Below are 12,007 nucleotides of genomic sequence, written 5' to 3' on the forward strand. Positions count from 1 at the left end.
CCATATAGTTTTAATATGCAGTCAATTTGATTATATTCTTGGCTTTATATAGCCGTATATCTGTACCGGGAAATGAATTATGGTCGAATTGGACAGGATCGATCACTCCATCATCCGCGAACTGCAAAAACACGCACGGGTGACCGTCACCGAACTGGCGTCACGGGTTGGCTTGTCAAAAACCCCTTGCCAGGTCCGCATGAGACGCCTCGAAGAACAGGGCTATATCACAGGCTACACCGCCCTGATTAATCAAACCAAACTCGGGCAGAGTCATATTGCCTTCGCTCAGGTCACCCTGAACGACACCAGCAGCAATGCCCTTGCCGCCTTTAACCATTCGGTGAAACAGATTTCAGCGGTAGAGCAATGCCACATGATTGCCGGTAACTTCGATTACCTGCTGAAAGTGCGCACGCGGAACATGGCGGAATACCGGCAAGTGCTGGGAGAACAGATATCGGCACTGCCCCATGTATTGCAGACCAGCACGTTTGTGGTCATGGAGAATGTGAAAGACGCGGGGCTATGAGCCACAACGGCACCGAAAGCCCCGCTATCGGATAAGCCGAGGATCAAACCCGCCCCAGAAACCGCCGCTCATCGACATTGACCTTAATGCGGTCGCCGGTGGAAATATGCTCGGGCACCTGCACCACCAGGCCGGTGGTGAGCCTGGCCGGTTTGGTGCGGGCAGTGGCAGAGCCACCCTTTACCGACGGGTCGGTTTCTTCGATCAGCAGGTCCACCGTTGGAGGCAAATCCAGCGCCACCGGTGCATCGCTCACCAGAACCACCATCAAGCCCTGGGTTTCTTCGTTGATGAACAGCAGCTCATCGGCAATGGACTCGCCATTCAGACTGTACTGCGTATAGTCCTCGCTATCCATGAAGACGTACTCCTCTCCATCGGAATAGGAGAACATTGCTGGCCGACGGATCAGATCCGCGAGGTTCAACATATCGGAGTCTTTGAAGGTCTGGTCGATCTTGTGGCCGGTTACAACGTCGTAAAGACGCATTCGATAAAGGCTGCCGCCAGCCCGCCCCTGCGGGACCGAACGTTCGATATCCTTTACAAAGTAAACACCACCTTCGTACTCGACTGCCGAATTCTTCTTGATTTCACCTGCTTTTGGCATTGCTACGGATTCCGGAATTTGAAGTGGGACAAACACGGTGCTGATATATCATGAAGCGACGACGCTGGCGAGAGGATCGCGCCAAAATCAGGACACCAGCTTCCGCACGTCGGCCAGAAACCGATCCACCTGTTCCGGAGTGGTCGACCAGGAGCACATCAGACGAGCACTGCCGCCGATAAAGTTGTAGAACTTCCACCCCTTGTCGCGCAGCGCCGCCTGCACTGGGTCAGGCATCTCAACAAAAACCCCGTTGACCTGACGCGGATACCGAAGTTGGATTCCCGGCAACCCTTCCAGTCCTTGTGCCAGTTGCTCGGCACAGGCATTGGCATGCCGCGCATTCTCCAGCCACACGTTTTCCTTGAGCAGCCCGCACCAGGGTGCGGAGATATAGCGCATCTTCGATGCCAACTGCCCTGCCTGCTTGCACCGCCACTCAAAATCTTCCGCCAGCGCGCGATTGAAAAACACCACAGCCTCCCCCAACGCCAGACCGTTTTTGGTGCCGGAGAAACACAACACATCCACGCCAGCCTTCCACGTAATCTCGGAAGGATGCACATCCAGCGCCGCTACGGCATTGGCGAAGCGAGCTCCGTCCATATGAATGTTCAGCTTGAAACGATCAGCCGTTTTCCGGATGGCACGTAGCTCATCCGGGGAATAGACGGTACCCACCTCGGTCGCCTGGGTCAGGCTCAGGGCCTTGGGTTTGGGATAGTGGATATCGGTGCGCTTGGTAACCAGATGCTCAATGCTCTCAGGCGTCAACTTGCCGTTCGGTCCCTGCCCAAGAAGCAGTTTTGCACCGTTGGAAGCGTACTCCGGCCCACCACACTCGTCGGTCTCGATGTGCGCCAGTTCGTGGCAGATCACACTGTGAAACGACTGGCCCATGGAGGCCAGCGCCAGTGAGTTTGCAGCAGTGCCATTGAACACGAAAAAGACATCGCAGTCGGTATCGAACAGAGCACGGAGCCCATCTGCAGCTCGTTGTGTCCAGCGGTCTTCGCCGTAGGCTGGCTCATCGGAGCCATTTGCCTCAGCCATTGCTTTCCAGGCTTGTGGACAAATGCCGCTGTAATTATCACTGGCGAACTGTTCTGACTCGGACACGGGAATACTCCTGGAAAGCTGTATCGAAAATGCGGATAAGACCTTAACTCTATTTGCAAATATCCGAATTTGCCACTCCAAAAAGCGCTTTCCTCAGCTCGACACGTCATGACACCAGACACAGAGCTACGATCAGTCCGTCACGCCAACGGCAATCACTAACTGTAATGAGATTGATTTGCATTATTTAATGCGGCTGATATGATTGCCGCCATCTACATGAACACTCGTTCATCCCTTCCCGTTGCGCTTTCCGGAGGTTTTCGATGGTTTATTCTTGCCCGCCGCACCAGCTCAAGCTGGCGATAAAACGTTCACTTACGATAGTGGCTCTATGCTCTCCGGCTGCCGTCATGGCACAAAGCAGCACTACTGAACCGACAAGTCTCGGGGAATTGGTCGTTTCCGCCACGGCATTGAAGGTGGAGGCTCCCTTGGTGGAGACACCCCGCCCAGGCTCGGTGGTGGAACAGGAAGAGCTGGAAGAGCGCAACGTTCATGCCCTGGATGAAACCTTTCGCTATCGCGCCGGCGTGTTATCCGGGCAATATGGAGCCGACAATGACACAGACTGGCTAAAGGTGCGTGGTTTTGACCAGTCTACCTACCAGGACGGTCTGCGAATCTATCGCGAAGGGTTTTACCAGTGGCTGCCGGAGCCCTTCGGCCTGGAACGCGTTGAACTGCTCAAAGGGCCAGCCTCTATTCTCTACGGTGAGGCACCTCCGGGCGGTGTGATCAACGCCATTAGTAAACGCCCCACAGATACAGCCCAGGGCCAGGTGAACCTGCAGGTAGGCACCGATGAGCACCGCCAGCTTGGGGTCGATACCTCCGGGCCCGTCGCTGGGCGAAATGACGTCCGTTATCGACTGGTTGGCCTGGGCCGTTACAGTGAAGGCGATCAGGACTTTACCGAAAACGAACGTTACTATTTTGCCCCCAGCCTGACCTGGGATGTTTCCGACAATACAGAACTGACGATCCTGGCCAGCGTGCAGAAAGACGATGCCTTCCCCTACAACGGCTTCAAACTGGCCTACGGCACAGTTGAAGATACTCCCTTCGGCAGGGTCGATCCCTCGGTCGACTATGGCGAGCCCAGCTACGACACCAACGAACGCACCCAGTCGTCGATTGGTTACTCCCTGAGCCACCGCCTCAACGAAACCTGGCGTTTTGAGCAGGACTTCCGGTACAGCCATGTGGATCTATTGCTGCGCAGCACCTATATGTCCTTCCAGACCGGGCCTCGCGAGGGGCAGCGTCAGATTATCTACCGCGATGGGGACATCAGCAGTTGGACCGTTGATAACCGCGTGGTTGGCAACTGGTTTATCGAACGCACGGAACACACATTCCTGGCGGGACTGGACTATCAGGACCTGAACAATCGAGGCAAACAAAACGGCGCGTTTGGCTTCTCGAATTTCGGCGATCCTGTCGACCTGTTTGATCCTCAGTATGGAAACTTCACGCCCATCACCCCAGCCGACCTGATTGTTCTTGAAAACGACAAACAACAGATCGGCGCCTACCTGCAACATCAGGTACGCCTGGATAACCGCTGGGTGTTTCTGGCCGGTGCCCGTTTTGACCACGCCGATGTGGATAGCATCAATAGGACTTCAGGTACCCGGCAGGAAGCCGATGCCGAGGAACTCTCCCTGTCCGGCGGAGTTATGTACCTGGCCGAGAATGGGTTTTCCCCCTATCTGTCTTATTCCGAGTCCTTCCAGCCTATCGCTGGCACCGACGGCACCGGCGATCTCTATGACCCCAGAAAGGGCAAGCAACTGGAAGCTGGCGTGAAGATCGCACCGGACAATCTGGACGGCTATGTCACCGCAGCGGTGTTCCGGATCGAAGAGGAAAATTCACTCGGCACCAGCCAAAGCGGTTTCCAGATCCAGGACCGGGAGCGCACGACCGCTGGCTTCGAACTGGAGAGCGTGAGCTACCTGACCGACCAGCTCGAACTGACCGCTGCGTACACGTACAGCGACGCCACGATCAAGGAAACCGAAACCGACAACAGCGAACGCGCGGCCCCGCTGATACCCAGACACATGGCGTCAGCCTGGCTGGACTACAGCTTCGTTGACCATGTGCCAGGCCTTAAGATCGGCGGTGGCGCCCGCTACGTGGGCTCAACCCGAGACGGTGAGACCGACGTTCCCTCCTACACGGTTCTGGACCTGATGGCCCAATACGAGGTAACCCGGAACTGGCAGGCCCAGGTTAACGTCACCAACGTTGCGGACAGGGAATACGTCGCGAGCTGCGATTACTGGTGCTATTACGGCGAAGCCCGTAGCGTGGTTGCCAGCGTTCGCTACCGTTGGTGAGGAGCCCGGCACGCAAACGTGCTTGACGTCATAAACCCGAACACGGCAATCTGCGTACAAAGAGATATCTTTTCATCCATCCTTTGGCGACTCCTGCATGTCTGAACCGTTCAGTTCACCCACCACTGGCCGCGCCCCATCAGGCGCGGAGTCGCCATCCATACCAGTGCCCCCCGATCAACTCAGCCAGCTGATTAAAGGCGTTGCCGCAAAAGACCGCTCAGCGTTTGCGGCTTTGTACGAAGCAACGGCACCGAAACTTCTTGGCACCATCATCCGTATCTTGAATAACCGGGGCTGGGCCGAGGAAGTCGTTCACGATACGTATATCAAGATCTGGCGCAAAGCGGATCAATTCGACGCATCCAAGGCCTCTGCGATGACCTGGATGATCACCATCGCCCGCAACGGTGCTATCGACGAGCTGAGAAAGCAGCCGGCAAATCGAAAAGCACCGGAAGATGAGCTGGAGCAGCTTGCCAGCAAAGAACCCAATGCCCAATCACAAGTGGAAGACCAGCAGACTGTGAACCAACTGAACCTTTGCCTGGAGGAACTGGAAAAAGACCGCCGCGACATGGTGCGGCTGGCCTATCTGAACGGCTGGTCCAGAGCCGACCTGGCCACGCATTTTGATCAGCCGGTGAATACCGTCAAAACCTGGCTGCACCGGGCACTGAAACAACTGAAAGGGTGTCTCACATCATGACCGACCGCGACGATCTGGACATGCTCGCAGCTGAGTTCGTCCTGGGCACACTGGATGCCCGGGAGCGGGCCACTGTGGCTGCGCGTCGGAAAAGCGAGTCAGATCTCGATGAGATGATCACTGCCTGGGAGCAGCGCCTGACCACACTGACTGATGAAGTGATGCCGGTCACCCCAGCCCCAGAGCTGTATCAACGAATTGAACAACACATTGACGCCCTCGATACACCCCGTGCAGGAGCCAATACTGACAGCGACGACAAGTCCAACGTGATCGCCCTGCATAAGCGCCTGCGTCGGTGGCAGTGGAGCACCGCCCTGGCGTCTGCAGCCGCCATGGTGTTGGTTGCAGTCCTGGCATTCCAGCCTGCACCCGAACAGGGCCCGCAGTCGTTTGTGGCTGTATTCCAGCAGAACGACCAACAGCCGGCCTTCATGCTCTCGGTCGATCTCACCAACCGTCAAATGCAGATTCGCCCGGTCACGGCCGAACCCATGCAGGGAAAATCCTACCAGATGTGGATAAAGGCCGATTCACTCGGGCCGAATCCTCGCTCCCTTGGCGTACTCAACGACAACCTGAAGCTGGAGCGTGCAGCCCTTCGTGACTACGATCCTGAACTATTGAAGGAAGCAACCTTTGGCATCAGCGTAGAGCCCGAAGGTGGTTCACCCACGGGCCAACCCACAGGGCCAGCCATACACGGCTACCTTTACCCCATTGCGGATGAGGGCTCCCAACCCTCTCACTGATTCTTTTTCGTCCTTGCTGAAACTTTTGGGAACCACCCCCCGTAACTGTGATTACACCCATCGAACACGATATCAAGATGGGATTAACCCGAAAGCAAGGAGAACACAATGAAGAAGCATTTGATGACAAGCGCATTTCTGGCCGCAACTCTGGCTTCTGGTTCCGCATTGGCAATGGACAATATGAAAGTCGGGGTTTGGGGAGACAATCAGTCAGTTGCGGACGGTACCGTCACTGCCAAGAAAGTGGTTGCCGAGGAAAACGGCTGGCTCGTGGTGCATCGCACGGACGAGAGTGGCAAGCCCGGCCCGGTTGTGGCACACGCCCCCCTTCGCAAGGGTAAAAACTCAGATGTGGCCGCCATCCTGACCGAAGACGTCAAATCCGGTGACATGCTGATGCTGATGCTTCATAGCGAAGACGGCGGCATGAAAACCGGCATCTTTGAATACACCCTGGGCGCCAAGGAAGACGGTCCTATCAAGAAAGACGGCAAGCTTGTGATGAAAACCATCACAGCGAAGTAATTGACCGGCCATCAACAGGGTGGGGCCGCTCACGGCCCCACCTAATCAGACGGTGGGGCCACAATGCCCTGCGCTTTCCGATACATCCACGCCAATCCCAATAACGCCAGCCCAAGCCCCATAAAGGCCGCCACTCGCCAAAGCCCCTGCAACCCAGCCATATCGACGAGAAAGATCTTGGCAATCACCAGGCCCAACAGAGCCATGCCTGCCTTGTAGAGCACCGCATTGTCACGCTTGGCAGAATAGGCAATAGCGCCGATGGCGTACAAAAGGCTGACAACCGAATAGCTGTAAAGCTCACCCTCTGACATACCAAACGACAACCCCATATCACTTCCCTGCCAGAGTTGCCGGATCTCCAACGCGGTAAACAGCAGAAAACCGGCAGACGCTACGCACAACGACCAGAACCGGGGCGCAAGCGATGGAAACCGACTGACTGCAAGCGCCAGCAGAATGGGACCACCGTAGGCGGGCAGCAGCATGTTGATGATCGGTGTGTCACCTATATTCCCGCCGCCCCACCAGGGATTGTGGAGCGTCACCAGAGCAAGGTAACTCAACATCGACAGCGCGAGCAGTATCCGCGAGAACAACCGGTACAGCCAGGCCAGTGACTCGCTCGCCCCGGCACGCACCGTATAGGTCACGCCCAGTGCACCCCAGAGTAGTGTGTTGATTGCTGCCTCAGTAAAGCTGTACTGCTGGGAAAAAATATCGCCATCGTAAAGCCAGTAGCGCATCTCCGCACCCAGGAACAGCACCAGTAGATGCAGGGTCGCCCCCTCCAGCCAGGCGCGAATGGCACGATCCTTCCCCGCCAGCCAGGTGGCAATGCCGGCAAACAGCGTAGCCCCACCATAGCTCCAGAGTGACCAATGGAGATCGGTAGCGTAATCCTGCAACCACGGATTGAACGTCAGCCGCGTCACCACCAGGGCCAGGGCCACCTTCAACAACACGTGAAGCTCGGGCATCTGATAACGTCGTGCCAGCCAGGTTAGACTGACAAACTGAGCAGACAGGGCCAGGGTGAGTGACGCCTCGCGGGCAATCATCACCGCCGCCAGGGAATAGCTGACGTGTGCCGCCAGCACCGCCCAGACAACACCCATCCGATAGCGCTGCACGCTTTCCAGCTTCCACGCGAGCACGCCGTAAGCGCCGCCAACCAGCAACATCGCAACTGACCAGACGGGTGATGTTTGATGGCCGTGTATCAACAGCCAACCCAAGACCGCCCAAACCAGTGGCGACAACAGGGTGAAGGAGGCCCACCGGCGACGATCATTCTGGCGAACCCAGTGCCACAATCCGAGCCCGATGGACAGCATGGCGCCCCCTATCAGGTAGGACAGCAAACCACCCTGATGCTCCAGCGCTATCTGAGTAACATAGGTGACCTCAGTGCCATTGCGCCCGACGTATCCGAGCCACCCCAACGCACTGGCCACCACCGCGCCCCAGGGCAGGAACCAGAGCGCTCCACGACTCTGCGGCACCAGCGCTGCGGCCGGCAGTATGAGAAGCCAGCTCCAGAAAAACGGGCTGTCGCCCTGCCCGACCATCGATAGCGCCCAGAGAACCAGCAGCGATACCAAGACTTCCCGCAAATACGGCAACGCCTGATTTGAGCGAACCGGAACCAAGGCAAACACCACAAACAGAGCGGCGATGTACCAGGCTGTTGATGCGCCAATGGCGGCTCCGCTGGATGTGGCCAACCACCACAGCAACGCGCCGGATAACGTGGCATACCAGAGCCAGTCCCGATAGACATAACGCATCAACATCAACGAACTGACGGTGATCACGAAACTGTATGACAACACAAAAGCCACGCTGCCATCATCGCCACCGATCAATAACGGCACCAGATAGGCGCCACTCAACCCCATGACGGCGAGCAACGGACCATGAACCAGAGCCAGTACCATGGTGCCCAGAGACACAATGGCCAGCCCGAACAGGCCCACGGTTGGGCCGACCAGACCGTAATGGTGAACGCCCGCCAGCAGCGCCGCATAGAGAGTGATACTGCCTCCACCCGCCAGCGCCGCGAATACTTCGTTCGCACCCCGGTTGCGGCGACGCAGATATTCCGCTCCCCCATGCAATGCAAGGCCGCTGAGTAGCGCCAACATCAATTGCTGCGACGGACCTATCATTCCCGCGTTGATGGAGTGACTGACCATAAAGATACCGGCCAACCCAACGCTCAGGCCGCCAAGCCAGACCATCCAGTTTTCCTTCAGGGCCTGGACAAAGCGGGATTTATCGCGTGACGTTGCATCTGCACTCGGGGAGCTTGAGTCGGGCAAGGGGGTTAAATCAGAAGGGGCTGACGTGTCCTCTACAACGGTTTCGTCGAGTTCAAGCTCCAGCTCCGGGGCTGGTTGGTCTTGGCCGTTTCCGCCCAAATGTTGCTTTAGATAGGTCACTTCTTCGCGCAAACGGGACACTTCCCGGTTCAGGGACTCAAGGCGTTCCGACTGCTCACGACGTCGGGAAAACGCAAGAATACCCAGCACGGAACCCACCGGCAGGAGTATGGCAATACCAATTGCCAGAATAATCAATAATGCTTCCATGCAGCCCCTCGTGTGTCAGGTGCCCGACTTAAGGGCCCGCCTATCCAAAATAATTCTGCATCCAGTCCACCAGCGTTTGGGCACTGACCTCCGACAACGCCATGCCCTGAAACTCATCACCCACCTCATCGTCGATGGTCACGAACTGGTACAACAGCACGCCTGGTTGGTTGTCGTGCAGGATCAAAGTAATGCGGCGACGGGTGCGCAGACAGTCAATGGTCATGACATCCGCAGGAATACCCGAATCACGCATGCCCCGGCGTACTTCCAACACCGGATTGATGTGTTCATGGGCAGCCTGGATGCGAGTATGGGCATCACTGGCGATATCGGACAAGGCTTTCAGGGGATCAACTTCGGACATGCGTTGCTGCCTGCATTATCTGGCAAGTAAGTGAAACGATTGTGAACACAGTTTACCTTGAATGCCCCCCGATCATAACCTGCCAAGGAACGATTGGGGCATCAACGCTCAGACCCACTTAGGCTGGCAGCACACCGTGCCACACTGGCAGCGCCATATCCTCCGGCTCCTCTCCAGGGCCACCAGTCCGGCTCTTGAACGCGCCTTCCTCGATTGGAACCCTAAACAATGCCGTCGCCTTCCGCTCCTTCGTATTAGGAGCACGCACCTGCTCCCAACGGCCCGGTTCAATCTGGTCGATGATGGCCTGGAACGCGGCGTCGAATTCGCTCTCCTCCGTCACTGGCTCTGCCCTGCCGAACAGTACCAGGGATTCATAGTTGGCACTGTGATGGAAAGCCGATTTTGTCATCACCCATTGGTTGGTCACGGCGAATGAAATGCACAACAGTTGTCCCGATGCCAGAGTCTGCGCCAACCTGCCACCGCTGAGTGTATGCAGGTAAAGGTCGTCAGCAAGACGCCAGGCTGTAATCGGGATAATGCGTGGCTCGCCATCTTCAACAAAGCCCACATGCGCTGTTTTTAACCGATCGATCAGGGCGTAAGCCGGCGCCCGGTCGTAGCTGGCTCTCCTGGCCGCGCGCTTCACCCGGCTGCGAGGACAGCAAGACAGCGGTGATGACGGCGGTGATAACGGTAGTGATAAAGGGATATCCGTGATTTCCTTCCGAGACATCTGATGCTCCTTTTGCAAAGTACGCCTCTATTAGAAGAAACACCTGATACCATGAAAAGATCCAGATTATAAATTTCAATAGGACCAGTTAAGGTGATTGACGATATACGGTTCGAGCACACCACATCGCTGCAAACGCAGCTTTATCAGCACCTGTCCCAACGCATTATCCATCGACGTTATCTGCCGGGAAGCCAACTGCCCTCCAGCCGTCAGATGGCGGCAGACCTGGGTATCAGCCGCAACACCGTCAACGCCGTTTACGACCAGTTGAAAGCTGAAGGTTTTCTGCAAAGCCGGGCTGGTCGAGGCGTATTCGTGCACCAAGACCTCAACCTGGCGATCAACCACCCCACCGGCGGAGCCATCCAAACCACACAGGCCATGACCTTGCCGCCATTGCCGCCGACTCCCGCCAGTCGTTTGAGGCTCGGGGAAGACGCCAACCTGCCCTTCCAGCCCGGGCTACCTGACATCAACGCCTTCCCCATTCGCAGTTGGAACCGAATACTGCACCATCAGGAGAGCCGCAGAAGCCTTCGCGGCTATGACACAACCCAGGGTTACCAGCCATTGCGCAGAGCCATTGCTGATTATCTGCGAGCCTCCCGCGGGGTGCGTTGCCTTGAACAGCAAGTGATTGTAACCAATGGAGCGCAACAGGCGCTGTCGTTGATTGCAGACGTGTTGTTAAAACCCGGTGACCGGGTCTTCGTTGAGAATCCGGGCTACCGGGGCGCCCGATACGCCCTTGGCCGTCACGGCAACCCGCTGCTGCCCGTGCCACTCAAACAACAGGTTCTGGATGTTGGCATCCTGAACAGCCTTGGCGCCGCCAAACTGCTGTTCTGCACACCAACCCATCAATACCCCATGGGGGGCATTCTCGATGTTTCACAGCGCATGGCATTGCTACAGTGGGCACGCCAAAACCAGACGTGGATCGTGGAAGACGATTACGACAGCGAATTCCATTTCTATAACAAACCGTTTGCAGCCATTCAGGGCATGTTCGATACCGCCCCCGTTCTCTATGTGGGCAGCTTCAGTAAGACATTGCTGCCAGCCCTGCGCGTCGGCTACCTGATCGTACCGGAGCCACTTGTCGACCATTTCCTCTGGGCCAAGCGTGTCAGCGGCGGAGAGACACCGTTACTGACACAGGCAACCATCGCCGAATTCATCGACAGCGGCCAGTTCACACGGCATCTGCGCCGCATGCGCCAACTCTATCGTGATAAATGGCATCATTTTCAGGCGCGGGTTACCGAAAAACTTGGCGGCAGCCTTGCTCCCATAGCGGAGAGTGCCGGTATGCATTTGGTTCTGAAAGGAAACGTGGATGACATTGCCTTGAGCCAGCAGTTGAGAAACCTGGGCTTCGGCAGCACGCCTCTCAGCGAACACTACATCGGAAAAACCGCACAGACCGGGCTGGTGATGGGGTTCGCGAGTGCCAGCGAGTCACAGATCGAGGCGTGCGTGGATGCACTGGGCAGACTTACAGACTAGGATGAAAGTTAGAAAACACTGCAACGTATTAAAAAGGGATATTATTCTTATGACACTTCACCTTGAACTGGCGCCACTGATCAGCCTGGGCGCGGGCATTGGCATACTCGTGTTTCCAAAGCTGCTGAACTACATCGTGGCGGGCTACCTGATCATCCTCGGGGTTCTGGGCTTGTTGGGGCATACGTTATAAGCCG

12 protein-coding genes are annotated in these 12,007 nt (G+C 56.7%); 7 read left to right on the forward strand and 5 right to left on the reverse strand.

All coding sequences use genetic code 11. From position 1 onward, the window contains the following. The first annotated feature begins 79 nt into the window (after positions 1 to 79). Positions 80 to 532: an Lrp/AsnC ligand binding domain-containing protein gene (locus MDG893_RS05090; protein WP_007152658.1), complete on the forward strand. Its 453-nt coding sequence runs from the start codon at positions 80 to 82 to the stop codon at positions 530 to 532. A 43-nt stretch (positions 533 to 575) separates the two neighbouring features. On the opposite strand, the gene efpL is transcribed toward MDG893_RS05090, so the two are convergent. Together efpL and MDG893_RS05100 are read right to left on the reverse strand one after the other, a co-directional pair. Next, on the reverse strand, positions 576 to 1,142 hold the full coding sequence (gene efpL, locus MDG893_RS05095; RefSeq protein WP_007152659.1) for an elongation factor P-like protein EfpL: 567 nt from the start codon (positions 1,140 to 1,142) through the stop codon (positions 576 to 578). 87 nt (positions 1,143 to 1,229) lie between these two features. Then, complete coding sequence (locus MDG893_RS05100; protein ID WP_007152660.1) at positions 1,230 to 2,261, reverse strand: threonine aldolase family protein; 1,032 nt, start codon at positions 2,259 to 2,261, stop codon at positions 1,230 to 1,232. A gap of 353 nt (positions 2,262 to 2,614) precedes the next feature. Between MDG893_RS05100 and MDG893_RS05105 the strand changes: the two genes are divergently transcribed. The 4 genes from MDG893_RS05105 (at position 2,615) to MDG893_RS05120 (ending at position 6,598) form a co-directional block, all read left to right on the forward strand. Next, entirely contained in the window at positions 2,615 to 4,609 is a 1,995-nt protein-coding gene (locus MDG893_RS05105; protein WP_208855171.1) for a TonB-dependent siderophore receptor, read from the forward strand. Between the two features lie 97 nt (positions 4,610 to 4,706). After that, the gene (locus MDG893_RS05110) at positions 4,707 to 5,318 is read left to right on the forward strand and encodes a sigma-70 family RNA polymerase sigma factor (RefSeq protein WP_007152662.1); all 612 of its coding nucleotides are present in this window, start codon (positions 4,707 to 4,709) and stop codon (positions 5,316 to 5,318) included. Next, positions 5,315 to 6,070: an anti-sigma factor gene (locus tag MDG893_RS05115; RefSeq protein WP_007152663.1), complete on the forward strand. Its 756-nt coding sequence runs from the start codon at positions 5,315 to 5,317 to the stop codon at positions 6,068 to 6,070. Before MDG893_RS05110 ends, MDG893_RS05115 begins: the two co-directional genes overlap by 4 nt. A 108-nt stretch (positions 6,071 to 6,178) precedes the next feature. Further along, a complete protein-coding gene (locus MDG893_RS05120; protein ID WP_007152664.1) occupies positions 6,179 to 6,598 on the forward strand; it encodes a DUF7282 domain-containing protein in 420 nt (139 codons plus the stop codon). A 41-nt stretch (positions 6,599 to 6,639) separates the two neighbouring features. Here MDG893_RS05120 and MDG893_RS05125 read toward each other — a convergent pair whose 3' ends face one another. From MDG893_RS05125 to MDG893_RS05135, 3 genes are all read right to left on the reverse strand, one after another. Then, positions 6,640 to 9,192: a DUF2339 domain-containing protein gene (locus MDG893_RS05125; protein WP_007152665.1), complete on the reverse strand. Its 2,553-nt coding sequence runs from the start codon at positions 9,190 to 9,192 to the stop codon at positions 6,640 to 6,642. A gap of 40 nt (positions 9,193 to 9,232) precedes the next feature. Continuing rightward, positions 9,233 to 9,559 carry a hypothetical protein gene (locus tag MDG893_RS05130; protein WP_007152666.1) on the reverse strand — a complete coding sequence of 109 codons (327 nt, stop codon included), beginning with the start codon at positions 9,557 to 9,559 and terminating at the stop codon, positions 9,233 to 9,235. 118 nt (positions 9,560 to 9,677) lie between these two features. Next, entirely contained in the window at positions 9,678 to 10,298 is a 621-nt protein-coding gene (locus MDG893_RS05135) for a pyridoxamine 5'-phosphate oxidase family protein (RefSeq protein WP_007152667.1), read from the reverse strand. A gap of 93 nt (positions 10,299 to 10,391) precedes the next feature. On the opposite strand from MDG893_RS05135, the gene pdxR reads away from it, so the two are divergent. Together pdxR and MDG893_RS20635 are read left to right on the forward strand one after the other, a co-directional pair. Further along, positions 10,392 to 11,810 carry a MocR-like pyridoxine biosynthesis transcription factor PdxR gene (gene pdxR, locus MDG893_RS05140; RefSeq protein ID WP_007152668.1) on the forward strand — a complete coding sequence of 473 codons (1,419 nt, stop codon included), beginning with the start codon at positions 10,392 to 10,394 and terminating at the stop codon, positions 11,808 to 11,810. A gap of 49 nt (positions 11,811 to 11,859) precedes the next feature. Next, complete coding sequence (locus MDG893_RS20635) at positions 11,860 to 12,003, forward strand: DUF3096 domain-containing protein (RefSeq protein ID WP_007152669.1); 144 nt, start codon at positions 11,860 to 11,862, stop codon at positions 12,001 to 12,003. The last annotated feature ends 4 nt before the right edge of the window (positions 12,004 to 12,007 follow it).

It is taken from the genome of Marinobacter algicola DG893, from assembly GCF_000170835.1.
GTDB classification, from domain to species: domain Bacteria; phylum Pseudomonadota; class Gammaproteobacteria; order Pseudomonadales; family Oleiphilaceae; genus Marinobacter; species Marinobacter algicola.

Coding starts and splice junctions, on each gene's coding strand:
- MDG893_RS05135 (WP_007152667.1), bottom strand. CDS start 10,298: ATGTCTCGGAAGGAAATCACGGATATCCCTTTATCACTACCGTTATCA.
- MDG893_RS05115 (WP_007152663.1), top strand. CDS start 5,315: ATGACCGACCGCGACGATCTGGACATGCTCGCAGCTGAGTTCGTCCTG.
- MDG893_RS05130 (WP_007152666.1), bottom strand. CDS start 9,559: ATGTCCGAAGTTGATCCCCTGAAAGCCTTGTCCGATATCGCCAGTGAT.
- MDG893_RS05125 (WP_007152665.1), bottom strand. CDS start 9,192: ATGGAAGCATTATTGATTATTCTGGCAATTGGTATTGCCATACTCCTG.
- MDG893_RS05105 (WP_208855171.1), top strand. CDS start 2,615: ATGGCACAAAGCAGCACTACTGAACCGACAAGTCTCGGGGAATTGGTC.
- efpL (WP_007152659.1), bottom strand. CDS start 1,142: ATGCCAAAAGCAGGTGAAATCAAGAAGAATTCGGCAGTCGAGTACGAA.
- MDG893_RS05110 (WP_007152662.1), top strand. CDS start 4,707: ATGTCTGAACCGTTCAGTTCACCCACCACTGGCCGCGCCCCATCAGGC.
- MDG893_RS05120 (WP_007152664.1), top strand. CDS start 6,179: ATGAAGAAGCATTTGATGACAAGCGCATTTCTGGCCGCAACTCTGGCT.
- MDG893_RS20635 (WP_007152669.1), top strand. CDS start 11,860: ATGACACTTCACCTTGAACTGGCGCCACTGATCAGCCTGGGCGCGGGC.
- MDG893_RS05090 (WP_007152658.1), top strand. CDS start 80: ATGGTCGAATTGGACAGGATCGATCACTCCATCATCCGCGAACTGCAA.